The following is a 19955-nucleotide window of genomic DNA, read 5'->3' as shown; positions in this document are numbered from 1 at the left end:
TTTTGAATAGAAAAATAGCACTTCGATAGACCAAATAAGTAATGTAAGTGAGTTATTTTGATTAGAAGTTAATAAATTTAATTAAAATGAAAATAATTTTTAATTTCGAATAAAACTAATAAGAATTCGGCAAAAAAATCTAGATATGTTTGTTGAAAATTGAATTTTACATTTTTTGCTATCAAGGAGCCCAAATCGCCTAAAGTTTCACTTTTTTTTAAAATTAAAAATATCGTAAATTTACTCATCGAAATTTCATAAAATGAGAACGAAAATTCAAAACGTAAATCCTGATTTTAATAATTTTGGATTTACTTCCAATACAGAAAACTATTCTTTTGAAAAAGATGGACTTCAACTAAAATCTTCTTACACTTCTGAAGATTCAGAAGCTTTAAAATCAAAAGGTTACAGCGCAGGAATTGCTCCTTATTTAAGAGGACCATATTCTACGATGTACGTTCAAAAACCTTGGACGATTCGTCAGTATGCAGGTTTTTCTACCGCGGAAGAATCCAATGCTTTTTACAGAAGAAACCTTGCGGCAGGACAAAAAGGACTTTCTGTAGCCTTCGATTTGGCAACACACAGAGGTTATGATTCTGACCATCCTAGAGTTGTAGGAGATGTAGGAAAAGCAGGAGTTGCAATCGATTCTGTGGAAGATATGAAGATTTTGTTCAATGAAATTCCATTGGATCAAATATCGGTTTCTATGACCATGAATGGAGCAGTTTTACCGATTTTGGCATTTTATATTGTAGCCGCAGAAGAACAAGGTGTTTCTCAGGAACAACTTTCGGGAACTATCCAAAATGATATTTTGAAGGAATTTATGGTGAGAAATACTTACATCTATCCACCAGAACCTTCTATGAAAATTATCGCAGATATTTTCGAATATACTTCTCAAAATATCCCGAAATTCAACTCTATTTCTATTTCAGGTTATCACATGCAAGAAGCAGGAGCAACTCCAGTTTTGGAAATGGCTTATACACTTGCCGATGGTTTAGAATATGTAAGAACGGGGATAAAAGCGGGAATGAATGTGGATGATTTCGCGCCGAGATTGTCATTTTTCTGGGCAATCGGAATGAATCATTTCATGGAAATTGCCAAAATGAGAGCCGCTCGTTATATTTGGGCAAATCTTTTGACGCAATTTAATCCTCAAAATCAAAAATCTATAGCACTAAGAACGCACTCGCAAACTTCGGGTTGGTCTTTGACGGAGCAAGAACCTTTCAATAATATTACCAGAACTGCTATTGAAGCACTTTCTTCCGCTTTAGGTGGAACACAATCTCTTCATACCAATGCTTTAGACGAAGCCATTGCTTTGCCAACAGATTATTCTGCAAAAATTGCGAGAAATACTCAAATTATTCTTCAACAAGAATCTGGGATTTGTGATGTTGTCGATCCGATGGGAGGAAGTCATCTCGTAGAAGCATTGACTCAACAAATGATTGAGGAAGCTCAGAAATATATCGACGAAGTAGAACAAGAAGGCGGAATGACGAAAGCAATAGAAGCGGGAATTCCGAAAATGAGAATAGAAGAAGCGGCTGCCAGAAAACAAGCTAAAATTGATAGTGGTGAAGAATTTATCATTGGTGTAAATTCTTTTAAAACCAATCAAAAGCAGCCAGAATTTGAAATTCTAGACATTGACAATACGGAAGTTCGAAGAAAACAAATCGAAAGATTAGAAAAAATAAAAGCAGAACGAAACGCAGAAAAAGTAGAAGAAATTTTAACAGAAATTCGTGAAGCGGCTAAAAATAGAGACAAAAATCTTTTGGCACTAAGTATAGAAGCTGCGAGAAGAAGAGTAACTCTTGGTGAAATTTCAGATGCTTTAGAAAATAATTTCGGAAGATATAAAGCCAATATCAAAACCATTTCAGGTGTATATGCTATGAATGCCAATAAAAATGAATATTTTGAAAAAGCGGTTGCGCTTACTCAAAAATTTGAAGACCAAGAAGGTCGTAGACCAAGAATTATGGTTGCCAAAATGGGACAAGACGGTCACGATCGTGGTGCAAAAGTAGTAGCAACGGCTTTCGCAGATATGGGATTTGATGTAGATGTTGCCCCGCTCTTCCAAACGCCAGAAGAAGTAGCGAAACAAGCCGTAGAAAATGATATTCATATTTTGGGCGTTTCTTCTTTAGCGGCAGGCCATAAAACATTGGTTCCGCAAGTGGTAGAAGAACTCAAAAAATTAGGTGCAGATGATATCACAATTGTAGTAGGTGGTGTAATTCCACAGCAAGATTATGATTTCTTGTATGCAAATGGTGCAGATTTTATCTTCGGTCCTGGAACGAATTTACCGAAATCTGCGGTGGAGATTTTAGAGAAGTTTTTGAGATAAAAATTTTGTTGGATGCGTGATGTAGGAAGCAGGAAGTTTTTCTGAAATCTAAAAATTTAAAATAACTTATATAAGGAAATCATTTTTTGGTTTCCTTTTTTTATTTAAAAACCTAACAAAAATCACTGAAATCATTCATATCACTTTATGAGGTGTGTTAAGCGGATTGGCGTACCTTTATAACACCAAAAAAAGCCTAAAAACCCAATTGAAATGGAATTTACCACATTACAAAAAATTAATAATCTGATAAAAGATTTGCCAGATTATTTAGCAGAGGAATTATTGGAGTATATAGAATACTTGGTATATAAATTTCACAAAGACGAAGATTTAAGTGACGAACAAAAAAGAGTAATACTGAGAGGTCTAGAAGATATAAAGTATGGCAGAAGTCATTTGAATGAAATTACAGAGACAGAGTAAAAGTTCTTCATATCAAATCAAATTTTTTTTCATTAAAGCTTCAGGTTTCTGAAGCCTTTTTCGTTATGGCATTTTTCTAAAATTCTACCAGAAAAAATTGTAGAAATTCTATTTTGATTTTCTTTTAGCAATTTCAAATTTTTAGAAAATAGTTTGAAATACTTTCTTAATTTTGTTAAGATGAAATTTTCTACAGAAGAACTTTTACAAGGAATATTAGCCCAAGACAAAAGAATTCTTGGGAAAGCCATTACTTTAATCGAAAGTAAAAAGCCAGAGCATAGAGTTTTGGCTGAAGAACTGCTGAAAAAAATCCTGCCTTATGCCGGAAAATCTGTAAGAATAGGAATTACTGGAGTTCCTGGAGCAGGGAAATCTACATTTATTGAAAGTTTCGGAAAATTTGCAATTTCTCAAGGCAAAAAAGTGGCGGTTTTAGCCATTGACCCAAGTTCTTCGGTTAATAAAGGTTCTATTCTAGGAGATAAAACCAGAATGGAAGAATTGGCAAAAGACGAAAACGCATTTATTCGCCCTAGTCCAAGTTCTGGATTTCTAGGCGGAGTTGCCAATACTACTTTTGAAACTATGCTTATTTGCGAAGCTGCTGGTTACGATTATATTTTGATAGAAACGGTAGGAGTTGGTCAATCAGAAGTTTTGGTTGCGGATATTTCGGATGTGATTTTGTTGCTCAAAGTTGTAGGAACTGGAGATGAATTGCAAGGCATCAAAAGAGGTTTGATGGAAATGGTAGATGTTATTTTCATCAATAAAGTACATGAAGAAAATCTAAAAGAGGCCAGAATGCACCGTTCAGAGCTGATTCATGCATTGCAGTTTCAGCACCCGAAAGAAAAAGATTGGAAAGTGCCAGTTATGTTAGGTTCCGCTCTTCATAACGAAGGTTTAGATGAGGTTTACGAGAAAATAAGTGATTTCATTTCCTTAAAAATAAAAACAGGAAGGCTAGAAGAAGTAAGAAAAATTCAAGCCGAAAAACGTTTTGAATATTGGGTTCATCAATATATTTTAAGTGCAACTAAATCTACCCACGAACTTGAAAATCAGTTCGAAAGCCACAAAAAAAATGCTTCAGAATTGAAATCTAATCCAAGTTCTGAAGCTAAAATTTTTGTAGAAAGTTTATTGATTAAAAAACTCTAAACTATTTCTTAGAAATTTTATTTTTCATCAAGTAGCCATTATAAGAAATGGGTTGTCTGTCGTTAGAATCTATAGACACATAGGCATTTCCGTTTTTATAAACTTCTATGTAAATTACTCTTACATGGTCTACATCTTTAGGAGAAATGGTATACACTAAGTTTCCTTTTTTGTTTAGAATTTTACTCAGGGTAAAATCTTTAGAAGTAAATCGGTAACTGTTTTTAGAAGTATCATAACTTGGATTAAACATTCTGCCAAAGTATGGCAAAGTTACATCTAGCTCTTTTTCTTTCAAAACCACGGTATAACCATAATCTAAATCTAGCATTCTTGACGAATTTCCATTTGGCATAGAATTCATCACATTGATAACATCATAGTTGGTTGGATTGGCTCTTTCTGCCATAAAAGTAAACTGATTAGAAGTTGTAATTTCCTCTAAAGTTTTGGGGTCTATATTAATTTGTGAAGAACACGAATATAAAAAAGAGAGTAGTCCAAAGAAACTTAAATAGATTAATTTTTTCATTATATATAGGGTGTTGAGTTAAACTATTAATTATCAATACAAATTTAATGCAAAACTATCACGATTTGATTTCTTTTTTATATAATTTCTACATAATTATGAATGGAATAAATTTTGTTTTAAATTTGTTTAAATATTAAATCACATAAAAATGAAAATAAAAACTATTATCGCTACCGGAGCCGTTTCTTTAGCATTAGTTGCTTGTGTTACCAATCCAATTACAGGTAGAAAATCTGTACAAATTGTAGGAAATGACCAACTTTCTGCAATGGGAGTGCAAGAATATCAAACTGCGCTTTCTAAAGCTAAAGTTGTCACCAATACTACTGATGCAACTCGAGTAAAAAATGTAGGAATTAGAATAAAAAATGCTGCGACTAATTATTATAAAAGCATTGGTAGAGAAGCAGATTTGCAAGGTTATAACTGGGAGTTTAATTTATTGGAAGACAAGCAATTAAACGCTTGGTGTATGCCTGGTGGAAAAGTAGCCTTCTATACAGGAATTATGCCTGTTTGTAAAGACGAAACGGGTATTGCTGTAGTAATGGGACACGAAGTTTCTCATGCTCTTGCTGGTCACGGAAACGAAAGAATTTCTCAAGCTATGATTGCACAATATGGTGGTGCGATTGCAGGTGGCGTAATTTCTAATGATAAATTACAACAAATTTTTAAAGTTGCGTATCCAATTGGAGCGCAAGTTGCTCTTCTTAAATATGGAAGAAGTCAAGAGTTAGAAGCAGATCAAATGGGATTATATATCATGGCAATGGCTGGATATGACCCAAGACAATCACTACCTTTCTGGGAAAGAATGGAAGCTCAAGCTGCCAATTCGCAAAGACCACCAGAATTTTTGTCAACTCACCCAAGTCCAGATACTAGAAGATCAGACTTAAATAAACATATGACCAAAGCGCTTGAATATTATAAACAAGCTGGTGGAAAAATGTAAATAATTTGAAATAATAATAAAAACCTTCTTAAATTTTTTTAAATTTGAGAAGGTTTTATTTTAAAAACACATTAAAATGAAAAATTTAACAATTATAGGAATTCTTCTTTTAGGCATTTCTGGATTGCTGTTTTATTTGACCACCAATTTAGAAGTAGAAGAATTTACACTTTCTCATTTTATGGGAATAATGGGTGGCGTAGGAATTGGTTTAATTATAGGGGGAATTGTAGGATATGTAAGTAAAGGCTCTTCTATAAAAGCTGAACAAAAAAGAAAAGAATGGCAAAGATTACAGCAAGAAAAGATAGAAATAGAACAACAAGCTGCTGAGTTAGCTCAACAAAATGTAAATCCAAATCCTAATAATTCTGAAAATAGTAATCTATAAAATAAAAAATCTCGGCTGCGAAGCAGCCGAGATTTTTTTATGTTTTAATGAATTTCCTTAATTTTTAGAAATTTAAACCAATTCCGAACATTAATAAACTCGGTCTGTTATCATATCTAATCACCTCGTTAGAAGATACATTCGTGTTGATATATTCTCTTTGGTCATTGCTAAATGCACCTTCGTATCTTGCAGAAACTACCAATTTAGAAATAGTAACTTGTGCGCCGAATTGATAGCCTAAAGTAAATTCTTTCGTAGCATTTTCTTTAAAATCATTATATTGATTATCTGTAGAAAGATTGTAAGAAGCTACCGGTCCTGCATAAATACCTAATGTTTTTCCTAATACATTATACCCTACTAAAACAGGTAAATCTGCTCTGTTGTTTTTAACAGTAATTGTTGTATTCGTTCCATCTACTGTGAATTCTTTACTAAAAGTAGTGTAATACAATTCTGGTTGAATAAAAATTCCAAGAGGTGTATCAATTTTTAGTGAAATACCTGCGTTATAGCCTACGTTATTCTTTCCTTTGTCTTCGTATGCCTCTACAGTTCCATTTTTTATATTTTCCCAAGTAGGATCACCAGTTTGGTAAATAACATTGGCTTTCGCTCCGAAAGTTACCTGCGAGAAAGACAGCAATGATGCCGTTACAAATAATGTGCTAAATATTTTCTTGATCTGTTTCATTTTCTATTGTTGTTATAATGTTATCTATACTTGTTTTATTGATTTTGATAAGATATTCTCTTAATTCTTTAAATAATTCTGAAGAATAAACGAAATCTATCAGGTAATTATTGTCTGAGGTGATTAAAATATCTTTTGTTCCTTCCCATTCTTTAATTCCTTTTCTTAAGTATACAATTTTCTCGCCAATTGTCATTACAGAATTCATATCGTGAGTATTTATAATCGTAGTGGTATTATATTCTTCGGTGATTTCTGCAATTAAATCATCAATTATGTTTGCGGTAAAAGGGTCTAGCCCAGAGTTGGGCTCGTCACAAAACAAATATCTTGGGTTATTAACAATTGCTCTCGCAATCGCTACTCTTTTTTGCATTCCTCCTGAAATCTCAGATGGAAATTTTTTTTCTGCATTTTCTAAGTGAACTCTACCAATTACTTCTTTCACTCGTTTTTTCTTTTCAGTAAAAGTAAGGTTGGTAAACATATCTAGAGGAAACATAATATTGTCTTGAACCGTCAAGGAATCAAACAATGCGCTTCCTTGAAATACGGTTCCTATTTCTGCTCTCAGTGCCTCTTTTTCTTGACGAGACATGCCTACAATATCTCTACCGTCGAACAAAATATGTCCGCTAGTTGGTTCAAAAACATTCAGTAAACTTTTTAGGAAGACCGTTTTTCCAGAACCAGACTGTCCTATCACTAAGTTTACCTTTCCAGTTTCGAAAGTGGTGGTAATTCCTTTCAGAACTTCTACACCATCAAAACTTTTTCTTAAATCTTTTACTTCTATCATTAGCTTAAGAACATTTGTGTTAATACTAAGTTAGCAATGATGATGGCTACTATAGTCCAAACTACAGCTTGTGTACTTGCCCTACCTACTTCTAAAGATCCTCCACTTACTTTATAGCCAAAAAAAGCAGGGATGGTAGCAATAAGAAATGCAAATACAGCTGTTTTTAAAAATGCATACCAAATATAAAATGGTGGCATATACATTTGAATTCCTGAAATATAGTCTGCTCTAGACCAATTTCCTGTCGCAATACCTGCAAGATGACCTCCCCATATTCCGAAAACCATACTTATAGCAATTAACAATGGATTGAAAATTACACTTGCTAAAATTTTTGGTAAAATCAAGAAATTTGCAGAATTTACTCCCATAATATCTAAAGCGTCTATTTGCTCTGTAACTCTCATTGTTCCAATACTCGAAGTAATATAAGAGCCTACTTTACCGGCTAGAATTACAGAAATAATTGTAGGGGCAAATTCTAGAATTAAAACAACTTTGGTAGCATAACCAATAAAAGGAGCGGGAATGGGTATAGAAGAATTTCTAAAATTATTATACATCTGTATTGCGATTACAGCTCCTACAAATATTGAGGTAAATAAAGTGAGTCCAAAAGAATTTACTCCCAAGTCATTGATTTCTCTCATGAGAAGTTTAAAAAAAACTTGCCTTTTTTGAGGTTTTTGAATTACTTTTCCTAATAGTAAAAAGTATTGTCCTATTGCGCTTAAAAGTTTTAACATAACCGTGCGAAGTTACATTTTTTAGGTTTAATAATTTTATAGAATTTCAATTTATTGTTCTAAATGGCTTTTTGGTCGCCTTTTATTACTAATAAGATGGTTTTCAGGATGATAACAATGTCTAGAGTAAGGCTCCAATTTTTTACATAGAATGAATCTGCCAAAATTCTCTTTTTCATTTCTATTTCCATTTCGCCAGTGTCACCACGCAAACCGCTTACTTGTGCAAGTCCCGTAATGCCAGGTTTTACCAAGCTTCTCACCGAATATCTACCAATTTTTGCCTTGTAAAATTCATCAATTAATAACATGTGAGGTCTAGGTCCTACTACAGACATATCTCCTCTTAAAACATTAATGAATTGAGGCATTTCGTCTAAACTGGTTTTTCTTAAAAATCTACCAATTTTTGTTATTCTGCTATCGTTTTGTGAAGTAGTTTTGGTCGCAGATTCTTCATTTTCAATCATAGTTCTGAATTTGAGACATTCAAAAACTTCATCATGAAATCCATATCTTTTTTGTTTAAAGAATACACTGCCTTTACTGTCTAATTTAATTAATATAGCAATGATAGGAAATAGCCAAGTCGCAATAAAAATTAAAACCAAAAGCGAGAATAAAATATCAAAACTTCTCTTGATAATCGCATTACTATAATAATGCAAAGGAAATTTCGAAGGCGTTAAAATCGGTTGAGTTTCTATATATCCCAAATCATACTGGAAAAACTCATTTTGAATAGCACTTGGAATTAATGAAATTTTAATCTTATCATTTTCTGCTTCTCTATTGATTTCTTCAAGCAGTTTTTTACTTAAATGATTTTGAGTAGGAATAAAAACGGTATGGATTTCTTTTTCTCTCCAAAAATTTTGAAGCTCCGAAATGTTAATTTCTTCATTGGGGAATTCATAAACTCTGTAACCATAATCTTTACGTTGCGTAACAATATCTTTTAAAATTTCAGAAGATGAATTTTCTGCGATAAACATTACATTTCTGTAGTTTCCACCTTGTGCTCTAATGTACTTTAAGGTAAAGAAAATGAATGACTTAACTAAAAATAAAATAATGAAAAGCGTAAACGTAATCCAGAATCTTTCATACTTCAAAAATTCATTATTACTCACTCTGGCTAAAAGTACAATTCCCAATAAAAAGATAAAAATATGAGTAACAATACGCTCTACATAAAGTGTGTACGTAAGGTTTCTGGGAATAGAATATAATTTTGTTCTTCCACTTAAAAGAATCCAAAAAAGACTTAATAGCAGAAGTGACAAAACGTTTTCTTCTGTTCTAGCTTTTTCTAAAACATATTCGTGTTTCATCAGAAAAAAGAACACAAAAACAGCAGCCACGATTAAAATATCGAGGATGATGATAGCGCTTTTAAAATATCTAGAGTATCTTAATTTCTGCATGTTTTAGAAAATAAAGTCCTTACAAAGTTGCTAAATTTTATGGAATATTAAGATATTTATGTGTTTGTACCGAAGCTTGCCATTTAGGATTTGCCAAAATAAAATCGGTAATCTTAGGATACATTTCGTTTCTTTTGCTCCATTCACTTTGTAGATACAGTTTACAATTTTCAGAAACTTTTGCAGCTTGTTCTTCAGCGAAGGTGAAGTCGTGGTTGTTAAAAACTATGATTTTCAATTCATTAGCTACTTTGTAAATTCCTTCTTTTGGTAAGCCTGTTTTCTTAGGAGAAAGCGTAATCCAATCAAGTGTTCCGCTCATATCATAAGCTCCAGAAGTTTCGATGTGAATTTGACAACCCAATTCTTTTAATCTTTTGGTCAAAATTTCTAAATTCCACATCAGTGGTTCTCCACCTGTTAGAACAATGGTTTTACAATAGCTTGCTGCAATTTCTGCAATTTCTACGGTATCCATCAAAGGATGTAATTCTGGATCCCAACTTTCCTTCACATCACACCAATGACAACCTACATCACAACCGCCCAATCTTATAAAATAAGCAGCTTTTCCAGTGTGGTGACCTTCTCCTTGTAAAGTATAAAAATGCTCCATCACTGGGAGCATTTTTCCTTCTTTTAATAATATTTCTTCTGTTAAATCCAATTCTTAATCTTTATAAATTGTATGTTTATACGCTAAAAGTGTATTTTTCATCAGCATTGCTCTGGTCATTGGTCCTACTCCTCCTGGAACTGGCGTAATCCAACTTGCTTTTTCTGCACAACTGTCAAAATCTACATCTCCTGCCAAATGATATCCTTTTTCGGTATTATCTTCTACTCTTGTAATTCCTACATCTATTACTACTGCACCGTCTTTTATCATTTCTCCTTTTAAGAAATGAGGGTCGCCTAGTGCTGTAATTACAATATCTGCATTTTTTGTAAATTCTTCTATATGAGGAGTATAACTGTGCGTAAGTGTAACGGTAGAATTTCCAGGGAAATCTTTTCTTCCCATCAAAATAGACATTGGTCTTCCTACAATTCTACTTCTGCCGATGATTACACAGTGTTTTCCTTTGGTCTCAATATTGTATCTTTCTAAAAGAGTTAAAATTCCAAACGGAGTTGCGGGCAAAAAAGTATCCATTTCTAATGCCATTCTTCCAAAATTTTCTGGGTGAAAACCATCTACGTCTTTTCTAGGATTAATTGCCATAATAATTTTTTCCTGATCCATTTGCTTAGGAAGAGGCAATTGCACGATGAAACCATCTACATTTGGGTCGTTATTTAGCTCTTCAATTTTTTCTAAAAGTTCTGCTTCCGAAGCCGTGCTAGGAAATTTATACAAAGAAGATTCGAAGCCTACTTCTGCACAGTCTTTCACTTTACTGTTTACATACGCTTTGCTAGCGCCGTTGTTTCCAACTAAAATTGCAGACAAATGAGGAATTCTTTTTCCAGAAGCTTTTATTTTATCAACTTCGGTTTTTATTTCCTGCTTTATTTCGTTAGAAATTTTTAGTCCGTCTAAGATTTGAGCCATTTTTACTTTTTATTTTTTTTTAGATTTATTTTTCAAATTTACTTATTTTCTTTGAAGTAATTAATCAAACCATTAGTAGAAGAATCGTGAGAGCTTACTTTCTCATTATCAGTAAGTTCTGGTAAAATTTTTCCTGCTAACACTTTTCCTAATTCTACACCAAATTGGTCAAAACTAAACACGTTCCAAATCACACCTTGTACGAAGATTTTGTGTTCATAAAGTGCGATGAGTTGTCCTAGTGAAAATGGAGTTAGTTCATTGATAAAGAATGAATTAGTAGGTGTATTTCCCATGAAGGTTTTGAATTTTACTAATTTTTCAATTTCTTCTTCAGATTTTCCTTCTTTTACCAATTCTGCTCTTGCTTCGTCTTCGCTTTTTCCGAATGCAAGTGCCTCAGTTTGAGCGAAAAAGTTCGCCAATAGTTTTTCTTGATGGTCAGAAACTTTGTTGCAAGATTTTACATAAGCGATAAAATCTGCAGGAATGAGTTCTGTTCCTTGGTGAATCAATTGATAGAAAGCATGTTGACCATTCGTTCCTGGTTCTCCCCAAATAATTGGGCCAGTTTGATAAGTTACATATTCCCCATTTCTGTCTACTGATTTTCCGTTAGATTCCATATCTCCTTGTTGAAGATACGCTGCAAATCTATCTAAATATTGAGAGTACGGTAAAATAGCATAAGAACTTGCGTCAAAGAAATTTCTGTACCAAATTCCCAAAAGTCCCATTAAAACAGGAATGTTTTCTTTGAAATCTGCCGTTTGGAAATGCACATCGGTTTCGTAAGCTCCTTTCAATAAATTTTCAAAATTTTCATAACCTACCGCTAGAACGATGCTTAAACCAATAGCGCTCCAAAGTGAATATCTTCCGCCAACCCAATCCCAGAACTCGAAAATGTTTTCTTCTGCAATTCCGAATGCTTTAACTGCTTGAATATTAGTAGATAAAGCTACAAAGTGTTTCGCTACATCTTCTTCTTTTCCAGCTTTTAAGAACCAAGATTTTGCGGAATTTGCATTGGTCATAGTTTCTTGAGTGGTAAACGTTTTAGAAGCTACGATGAAAAGTGTAGTCTCTGGATTTAAGTTTTTCACTACTTCTGCCATGTGATTTCCGTCTACGTTTGAAACGAAATGTACATTTAATCTGGTTTTGAAGTGTTTAAGCGCCGAAACTACCATTACAGGTCCTAAATCTGAACCACCAATTCCGATGTTTACTACATCAGTAATTTCTTTTCCGCTGAAACCTTTGTGCGCTCCAGAAATTACTTTTTCGGAGAAAGCTTTCATGTGGTTAAGAACTTTTTTAATTCCTGGTTTTATGTTTTCGCCGTCTACAAGAATTTCTTTGTCAGAAAAATCTCTCAAAGCAGTGTGAAGAACTGCTCTTTTTTCGGTTTCATTTATTTTTTCGCCAGAAAACATAGCATTGATGGCAGCTTTCAATTGTGTTTCTTCTGCCAATTGAAGCAATAAATCAAATGCTTTTTGGTCAATTAAATTTTTAGAAAAATCAAAAAGATAATTTTCTTTTTTTACTGAAAACTGTTGGAAACGATCAGTGTTTTCTTGAAAAAGTGTTCTTAGGTCAAAATCATTTTGTGCAAAATGTTCGTTGAGTGATTTCCAAGCTTGTGTGTTTTCTGGATTTATTTTTGGTAACATAATTCTTTTGGTTTAAGGTTTAACAACTAAAATTTACAGTTTTATTCATCTTCATAAAACGGACAAAGTCCGTGCAAATTTACGGAAAAATAAAAGCCCTGAAAAATTTCAGGGCTTTAAGATTTTATGAATTTTGTTATCTTTGAGGAAATTAATAACGTGATTTTTCAAATACTTTTATCTTTTACAGTAATCTCTTTAGGTTTTACCTCTTTTTCCTATTTTACAAGATTGATTGACTTCAAAAAAAATTATTTCTATCTTTCTCTAGGCTTACTTTTTTTGACTGTTTTGTGTTTTTTATTTTTTGAAAATTTTCAGCAAGAATTTCCAGCTTTCAAGTTTGCATTGATTTTAATGTTTTCTTTTGCAGTTCCCATTTTATTTTTCATGAGAAAAATTATGGAGTTTAGAATGAAAAATTTCAAGGAGAATAATAATGAAAATAAAGGATTACAACACTTATATACTCATTTCAAAAAACTAAAAGAATATGCTTTTGCTTTCTTTTTAGTGATGATTGTCTTTTATCAAATCTTAATAATTTGGGTTCCTAAAATTACAGAAAACATTCATTAGTATCACTTTTCGACATTCTCAGATTTTGAAATTTTTTTCGAGAAGATAATAGTCGTAAGGTTATACTTTACAAAATAAATTACGATTAAAATTCCCACGAATAAAGGCCAAAAATTCAGTAAGAAAACGAAAAATTTTTGAACGAAATAAAATCCGTTAAGTAGAGAAGATTTTGCTTCATAGAAGAAATTGACTTGGTATTTATTGTCGTAAAATTGGGTGTTAGTAATGGCAATTTCCGCAATTCTTACTTTTGGTTCTTTAATGTAAATGTCTACAGTACTGTATTTGATATTATCTGCAAGATTCAGATTTTCAATTTGTTGGGTGTTGTTTTTCTCTTCGTTTTCTTCGGTGAGGTTTGCTTTCTTTTCATTGTTTTTCATTTGAGAAATCACTTCGCCCGTTTTATTGATTTTTTTCAATTCAAGTTCTGCAATTTTTGCATTGTTGGTAACATCTTCAGCCGAAATAATTCTGGTGTTCAAGAAAAATTTTCGGTCATTTACAGAAGTGAGAAATGCGCCTAATTTTTCCGAAGGAACTCTTACTTGCATCTTATTGTAAGAGTTAAATTTTCTGAGTAAAACCGCATTTTGGTCAGAAGTGTTATAGGTTTCTTCTTCGATAACTTGACTTTGTAATTCGCTTTTGGTAACAAATCCGCCGAGATTTTTCAGTGCATTTTCTATATGTACTGTGGCTTCATAAACATCTTTTACTTCCATGCTGACTTCTGCAGTTTTTACAAATTTTTTGTCTAGAATTTGTTGAGAAGCGGCGTAAGAAACTTCATCTTTTTGAATAGTAGTAGAGTCTGCGGTTGCAACAGCACTTTCGTATTGAGAATCTACACTTTCTGATTTTTGACAAGAAAATAATCCTGCTAAAATAAAGGTTGCGAAAACTAGTTTTTGAAATTTTGTGTTCATTGTTTAAGGTTTTTGTAGTTAGACTTCCTCAAAATTGAGCACAAGATTCTTGTAAAGTTTGTAAAAGCGATTTTTTGTTTTTGTAAACTTGGTTTGCAATATAAGTTGCAGAATTTCAGAATTTTGTAAAAAAAAACAACCCGCAAATTTGCGGGTCTTATCATTTAAGTTTTTTTAAAATCTATCTGATTTTATTTCAAAGCTAAAGTTTTAGGATTCTTTTTTCCGTGTCTTATTGTCAAAACATGAAGATTTCCTTTTTCTATTTCATAATAAAGTAGATAATCTCTGATAATTTTAACATAAACGTTTTTGATATCCGTTTTTCTACCAATTTTTGGGAATTCTAAAATAAAAATGAGTTGTTCTTGGATTAATTGATTGAGTTTTAAACTGTAAATGTTTGATTTATTTCTGTTTACCCAATATTCAAGAATTTCTATAAGTTCAGATTTTGCTTTAGGTGACCAAATTATTTCTCCAGCCATGATGTAATTTCTTTTTGAACATCTTCATTAGAAATTCCATCTCCGTTTTTAATCTGATTTTGGGCTTCTTTTACAGCCTCTTTTTCTTCTTTATTAGTAATGTAAAGAGACTCATCTGCTTGAAATTTAAGTAATTGCATAATTTCTTTAAGTCTTACTTTATCAGTAATACCTGCAATTTGATTGATTAAATTTAATTTTAATTCAGCAGTGCTCATTTTTAGAAATTTATAATATCAAAATTAAAAAAAATATTGCCACGAATCCACAATTTTTTATAAAATTAAAAATGATTTGTGAATTGGTGGCAAAATATTCTATTTTTCAATCGCCAAATCTACCACTTCTTTCATGGTTTTCACGTAATGAACTTTTAGATTTTTAAGATAATTTTGGTTGATTTCTAAAACGTCTTTTCTGTTTTCTTCACACAAAATTACTTCCTTAATTTCGGCTCTTACTGCGGCCAACAATTTTTCTTTAATTCCACCAACTGGAAGCACTTTTCCTCTTAAAGTAATTTCGCCAGTCATTGCTAAATGTGGTTTTACTTTTTTATTCAAATAACTAGAAACCATACTCGTTAGCATTGCAATTCCTGCACTTGGTCCATCTTTCGGAGTGGCGCCTTCTGGAACGTGAACGTGGATGTTTTTATTTTCAATATCTTCTAAAGAAATGCCTAAACTTTCGTGTTTTGCTTTGATGTATTCTAGCGAAATGGTTGCAGATTCTTTCATCACATTTCCTAGATTTCCCGTCATGGTAAGATTGCCTTTTCCTTTGCTTAAAATGCTCTCTATGAATAAGATATCGCCGCCAACCGAAGTCCAAGCTAAGCCTGTAACTACACCTGGAACATCCATCATTTCTGAGAAGTTTTTAGACATCGGAACACCTAAAATTTCATCAATTTTTTGAATAGAAATTTTCGGGTCGTATTCTTTATTCATGGTAATTTGTAGCGCAACCCAACGAGAAATTTTGGCGATTTGTTTTTCTAAATTTCTTACACCGCTTTCTCTGGTGAAAGCTTCTACTATGTGTGCAATTTCTTTATTTCCTAGTTTATAAGCGTCTTTTTGTAGGCCAGTTTCTTCCATTTGTTTTTTAATCAAATGGCGTTTTGCAATTTCTACTTTTTCTTCAATGGTATAACCCGAAAGTTGAATAATTTCCATCCTGTCTAACAATGGCGTTTGAATGGTAGAAAGCGAATTGGCTGTAGCAATGAACATTACTTTTGACAAATCGTACCCAATTTCTAAGAAATTATCATAAAAACTGTGGTTTTGTTCTGGATCTAGAACTTCCAAAAGTGCAGAACTAGGGTCGCCGTGAATTCCTTGTCCAAGTTTATCTATTTCGTCTAACACGATAACTGGATTAGATGTTCCTGCTTTTTTGATGGCTTGCAATAATCTTCCTGCCATTGCGCCGATGTAAGTTTTTCTGTGTCCACGGATTTCTGATTCGTCATGCAAACCTCCTAAACTCATTCTTACATATTTTCTGCCAAGAGCATCTGCAATAGATTTTCCGAGGGAAGTTTTACCGACTCCAGGAGGACCAACTAAACACAAAATAGGAGATTTCATGTCGTTTTTTAATTTCAGAACTGCCATGTGTTCTAAAATTCTTTTTTTGATGTCTTCTAAACCGAAATGGTCTTTATTTAAGATTTTTTCCGCTTTTGGAATATCAAAAATGTCTTTAGAATAAGAATTCCAAGGTAAATCTGTGAAGAAATCTAGATAATTTCTCTGTACGTTGTAATCTGGCGAATTAGGATTATGGCGCTGAAGTCTTTTCAGTTCTTTTTCGAAATGTTCCTGAATTTCTGGTTTCCAAGAAATTTTTTCTGCTTTTTTCTTTAGTTCATCTACATCGGTCTCGGTTCCACCACCTAATTCTTCCTGAATGGTTTTAATTTGTTGGCTCAGGAAATATTCTCTCTGTTGTTTGTCTAAATCGCGAGAAGTTTTTTGATGAATTTGATTTTTCAATTCTAATCTTCTGAAATCATCATGCATCAGTTCATAGCATAATTCTGCGCGCTTCATCAATGATTTTTCTTCCAGAAGTTTTTGTTTGTTTTCTGAAGAAAAATTTGCATTTACGCAGATGAAATTCAGTAAATCTTCTTGTCCTTCAATATTTCTGATGGCAAAATTAGCTGCGCCAGGAATATTAGGGTCTATTTCTATAATTTTAATTGCTAAATCCTTGATGTTATCAATCAAAGCTTCATATTCTTCTTTCTTTTTGGTAGAAGAATCCTTTAATTTTTCTATTTCTGCGGTGAAATACGGTTCGGTTTCAATGAAATTTTTCACTTTGAAACGCTGAACTCCTCTCGTGATTGCAGAAATATTACCATCAGGAAGTTTGATGATTTTTATGATTTTAGCAATAGTTCCTATTTGGTAAAGATCTTTTTCGGTGGGATTTTCTTGTTGAGAGAGTTTTTGGCTCAAAATTCCGATTAGTTGACCATTTTTTTGTGCTTCTTCTAATAATTTAATAGACTTTTCTCTTCCCGCAGTTATGGGGATAACCACTTTCGGAAACATCACCATATTTCTAACAGGTAGAATCGGGAAAATCTCTTGCGCTTTTTCTTCTTTGGTTTGTTTTTCTTCGTTTGCCACGATACTAAAATTTTCGTCTAAAAAATTTTCAAAAGCGATATCTTCTATTTCAATCATAATCTAAAAATTAGAATGACAATTTGTCATTTTTAAAGTATATAAATTAATTACCAAGACAAGATTCGAAATTTTCTTGCCTAAAATAAAGAGTATTGTAATATTCGCAATAGCTATGCCAAGAGTTTTTATGGACAAATTTTCCTTTTTTTATTCTAGAAAACTGAACTGATTTTCAAAGTGGTGATGCATTATGAAATATTTGCCAGATAGACTTCTGTAAAGTCCTTTAAAAAAATAAATATAAACGAATGAAAATGAGTGATAAAATTTCTCTATTATCTTAAAATTATGTATTTTCGCACACTGATTTTAAATACTTATATATAAAATGTCAATTACAGCTTCAATAAGAAAGAGACCTTGGCTATTATTAGGAATGATTATTATTGCACTTTTAGCATTTTTAATTAATCCTGACAGCATGGATAAAATGTTTGGTCAAAATCCAAATATTTTGGGAAAGGTAAATGGTGAAGAAATCACTCGTGATGAATTTAATGACCAATTAAGTTTGTTACAACAACAATCTCAAGGACAACCACAGCAAGGCTTAGAAGAACAAGCTTGGCAAATTTTGGTACAGTCTAAATTAATTGAACAACAGTTTGATAAAATGGGGTTAAAAATTACAGATGAAATTTTTTGGAATCAATTACAATTTGACCCAATGTTTTCTAAAGAACAGAATCCACAGAATTTTGACGAAAAAGGAAACTTCAAAGTTGCTGAAATTAAAAAGCAAATCGAAGAACTTAAAAATAATGGCGACGTAAATCAATATAACGAATGGTTAAAAGCTAAAAAGGCTATCGAATACAGAATGATGGCAAGACAGCTTTTTGCAAACGTTACTGCAGGAATTACAGCCAACAAAAAAGAAGCTGCTGAACTAATGAAGCAAAGAGACGAAGTTGCTGATATAGACTTCGTGAAAGTAGATTATGCTGCTTTTGCTGCTAAAAATCCAGTGAAAGTTACTACTGAAGATTTAGCAAACTATATCAAAAAACATCCTGTGATGTTTAAATCTGAAGCTGCTAGAAACTTAGGGATCGTATATTTTCCTGCAAAACCTAGTGCAGCAGATGATGCTTTAGCTCTTAAAGAAATTAACAAACTTTACAACGAAGGTGTAGATAATGGAAATGGCTTAGAAAGTTTCAAAAATACTCCGAACGATTCTATGTTTGTAGAATTAAACTCTGAAGCACAAATTAAATATTCATTTGTTTCTGACCAAGAAATTCCTCAAGAAGCGCAAGCTTTTGTAAAAGGTGCTTCTGTAGGACAATTTTTTGGACCTTATAAATCTGGTGATAAATATTACGTGACCAAATTAGTAGGAAAAAGCAGCGCTACAATGCCTAAACACATTTTGTTTGCATACAAGGGTGCAATGAGAGCAGATGAAAAGCAAACTAGAACCAAAGAAGCAGCTAAAAAATTAGCAGACAGCATTGGTGCATTAGTAAAAGCTGATCCGTTGAAATTCAACGAATATGTACAAATGTCTGATGAGCCAGGTGCTGCGCAAAGAGGAGGTATGTTAAGTTGGATTTTAGATAATGATAACAACTACGCAAAACCTTTCGGTGATTGGGTAAAAGGAAACGCAAAAGGAGCTGTAGGTGTAGTAGAAACTGATTTCGGTTATCATATTATTGTTAACGAAAATAAAATGCCAGTTTACAAAATTGCAAACTTAGCAAAAGACATCAGAGCTTCTAAAGAAACCGAAAACAAAGTATATACAGAAGCAAATACTTTCATTCAATCAGTTCAAGGAAAATCTTTCAATGATTTTGCAAACGGAGCGAAAAAGAAAAATTTCAATTTCCAAAATCCTAAATCTGTAAAAAGATTCCAAGGTCAAATCCAAGGCTTAGGTACAGATAAGGATGAAGAAATTTTAGCTTGGGCTTTCAATAAAGAAAGAGAAAAAGGAGAAACCAATATCTTTACTACTGGTAATGGTGACTACATCGTAGTGTACTTAAACGGTAAACAAGAAGCGGGAATTGCAGATCCAGAATCTGTAAGAGAACAAGTAGAACCAATTGTAAGAAATCAATTATTAGCGAAAAAAATTAGCGAAAAAATTACTGCAAGTAAAGCAACAAATTTAGATGCTATCGCAAAATTATTTGGAACCACTAAACAATCTTCGCAAGTAAGTTTATTCTCTCCATTTGTAGGAGGTGCTATGGAAGCTAAAGTTGCCGGAGCTGCATTTGGTGTTAAAAAAGGTAAAATCTCTAAACCAGTAGAAGGTGCAACTGGTGTTTTTGTAGTGACTCAAAAAGCGGTTACCCTAAACAAACAACCAGGAGACGCTAAACAAATTATGCAGGCAATTCAACAGCAAGGTGCTCAAATGTTTAGCCAATCATTAATGAAGAGTTTACAAGACAATGCTAAGATAGAAGATTACAGAATTGAAGTATGGGATAAAACTTCTCAAGCTCAATAATTCTTC

19 protein-coding genes are annotated in these 19955 nt (G+C 32.7%); 7 read left to right on the top strand and 12 right to left on the bottom strand.

Annotated features, from left to right (window positions below):
* Positions 1–262 precede the first annotated feature (262 nt).
* The 3 genes from scpA to meaB all read left to right on the top strand — a co-directional run bounded on the left by scpA (position 263) and on the right by meaB (position 3979).
* Positions 263–2386 carry a methylmalonyl-CoA mutase gene (scpA, locus tag EB819_RS10330; protein WP_069800369.1) on the top strand — a complete coding sequence of 708 codons (2124 nt, stop codon included), beginning with the start codon at positions 263–265 and terminating at the stop codon, positions 2384–2386.
* Between the two features lie 213 nt (positions 2387–2599).
* A complete protein-coding gene (locus tag EB819_RS10325) occupies positions 2600–2812 on the top strand; it encodes a DUF2281 domain-containing protein (RefSeq protein WP_069800367.1) in 213 nt (70 codons plus the stop codon).
* A gap of 180 nt (positions 2813–2992) precedes the next feature.
* A complete protein-coding gene (meaB, locus tag EB819_RS10320) occupies positions 2993–3979 on the top strand; it encodes a methylmalonyl Co-A mutase-associated GTPase MeaB (RefSeq protein WP_069800363.1) in 987 nt (328 codons plus the stop codon).
* Position 3980: 1 nt separating this feature from the next.
* Here meaB and EB819_RS10315 read toward each other — a convergent pair whose 3' ends face one another.
* Positions 3981–4511, bottom strand: coding sequence for a DUF4251 domain-containing protein (locus EB819_RS10315; RefSeq protein ID WP_069800361.1), 531 nt, complete (start codon positions 4509–4511; stop codon positions 3981–3983).
* 151 nt (positions 4512–4662) lie between these two features.
* On the opposite strand from EB819_RS10315, the gene EB819_RS10310 reads away from it, so the two are divergent.
* Both EB819_RS10310 and EB819_RS10305 read left to right on the top strand, forming a co-directional pair.
* Positions 4663–5472: a M48 family metallopeptidase gene (locus EB819_RS10310; protein ID WP_069800359.1), complete on the top strand. Its 810-nt coding sequence runs from the start codon at positions 4663–4665 to the stop codon at positions 5470–5472.
* A 76-nt stretch (positions 5473–5548) separates the two neighbouring features.
* A complete protein-coding gene (locus tag EB819_RS10305; protein WP_069800357.1) occupies positions 5549–5863 on the top strand; it encodes a hypothetical protein in 315 nt (104 codons plus the stop codon).
* Positions 5864–5927: 64 nt separating this feature from the next.
* Here EB819_RS10305 and EB819_RS10300 read toward each other — a convergent pair whose 3' ends face one another.
* The 7 genes from EB819_RS10300 to pgi are packed head-to-tail and all read right to left on the bottom strand — an operon-like array spanning position 5928 to position 12769.
* Positions 5928–6560 carry a porin family protein gene (locus EB819_RS10300; RefSeq protein ID WP_245993139.1) on the bottom strand — a complete coding sequence of 211 codons (633 nt, stop codon included), beginning with the start codon at positions 6558–6560 and terminating at the stop codon, positions 5928–5930.
* A complete protein-coding gene (locus EB819_RS10295; RefSeq protein ID WP_069800355.1) occupies positions 6535–7359 on the bottom strand; it encodes an ABC transporter ATP-binding protein in 825 nt (274 codons plus the stop codon). The genes EB819_RS10300 and EB819_RS10295 overlap by 26 nt, the downstream gene beginning before the upstream one ends.
* Complete coding sequence (locus EB819_RS10290; protein ID WP_069800353.1) at positions 7359–8108, bottom strand: MlaE family ABC transporter permease; 750 nt, start codon at positions 8106–8108, stop codon at positions 7359–7361. Before EB819_RS10290 ends, EB819_RS10295 begins: the two co-directional genes overlap by 1 nt.
* Before the next feature lie 59 nt (positions 8109–8167).
* Positions 8168–9535: an exopolysaccharide biosynthesis polyprenyl glycosylphosphotransferase gene (locus EB819_RS10285; protein ID WP_069800351.1), complete on the bottom strand. Its 1368-nt coding sequence runs from the start codon at positions 9533–9535 to the stop codon at positions 8168–8170.
* 37 nt (positions 9536–9572) lie between these two features.
* Positions 9573–10163, bottom strand: a complete 591-nt coding sequence (locus EB819_RS10280; protein WP_185097653.1) for a 7-carboxy-7-deazaguanine synthase QueE — start codon at positions 10161–10163, stop codon at positions 9573–9575.
* A gap of 42 nt (positions 10164–10205) precedes the next feature.
* On the bottom strand, positions 10206–11090 hold the full coding sequence (gene folD / locus EB819_RS10275) for a bifunctional methylenetetrahydrofolate dehydrogenase/methenyltetrahydrofolate cyclohydrolase FolD (protein WP_069800347.1): 885 nt from the start codon (positions 11088–11090) through the stop codon (positions 10206–10208).
* Between the two features lie 38 nt (positions 11091–11128).
* Entirely contained in the window at positions 11129–12769 is a 1641-nt protein-coding gene (pgi, locus tag EB819_RS10270; RefSeq protein WP_069800345.1) for a glucose-6-phosphate isomerase, read from the bottom strand.
* Between the two features lie 414 nt (positions 12770–13183).
* Here pgi and EB819_RS12760 point away from each other — a divergent pair, with 414 nt between their 5' ends.
* Entirely contained in the window at positions 13184–13348 is a 165-nt protein-coding gene (locus EB819_RS12760) for a hypothetical protein (RefSeq protein WP_158005965.1), read from the top strand.
* A 2-nt stretch (positions 13349–13350) separates the two neighbouring features.
* On the opposite strand, the gene EB819_RS10265 is transcribed toward EB819_RS12760, so the two are convergent.
* The 4 genes from EB819_RS10265 to lon all read right to left on the bottom strand — a co-directional run bounded on the left by EB819_RS10265 (position 13351) and on the right by lon (position 17476).
* Complete coding sequence (locus EB819_RS10265) at positions 13351–14280, bottom strand: DUF4349 domain-containing protein (RefSeq protein ID WP_069800341.1); 930 nt, start codon at positions 14278–14280, stop codon at positions 13351–13353.
* 191 nt (positions 14281–14471) lie between these two features.
* Positions 14472–14768 carry a type II toxin-antitoxin system RelE/ParE family toxin gene (locus EB819_RS10260; protein ID WP_245993137.1) on the bottom strand — a complete coding sequence of 99 codons (297 nt, stop codon included), beginning with the start codon at positions 14766–14768 and terminating at the stop codon, positions 14472–14474.
* Complete coding sequence (locus EB819_RS10255) at positions 14753–14986, bottom strand: hypothetical protein (RefSeq protein ID WP_069800337.1); 234 nt, start codon at positions 14984–14986, stop codon at positions 14753–14755. The genes EB819_RS10260 and EB819_RS10255 overlap by 16 nt, the downstream gene beginning before the upstream one ends.
* A 99-nt stretch (positions 14987–15085) precedes the next feature.
* Positions 15086–17476, bottom strand: a complete 2391-nt coding sequence (lon, locus tag EB819_RS10250) for an endopeptidase La (protein ID WP_069800335.1) — start codon at positions 17474–17476, stop codon at positions 15086–15088.
* Between the two features lie 331 nt (positions 17477–17807).
* Here lon and EB819_RS10245 point away from each other — a divergent pair, with 331 nt between their 5' ends.
* Positions 17808–19949, top strand: a complete 2142-nt coding sequence (locus tag EB819_RS10245; RefSeq protein WP_069800333.1) for a peptidylprolyl isomerase — start codon at positions 17808–17810, stop codon at positions 19947–19949.
* Positions 19950–19955: the final 6 nt, after the last annotated feature.

It is taken from the genome of Cloacibacterium normanense, from assembly GCF_003860565.1.
GTDB lineage: Bacteria > Bacteroidota > Bacteroidia > Flavobacteriales > Weeksellaceae > Cloacibacterium > Cloacibacterium normanense.
The sequence above is the reverse complement of the archived record's forward strand: the minus strand, read 5'-3'. Positions and strand labels throughout refer to the sequence as shown.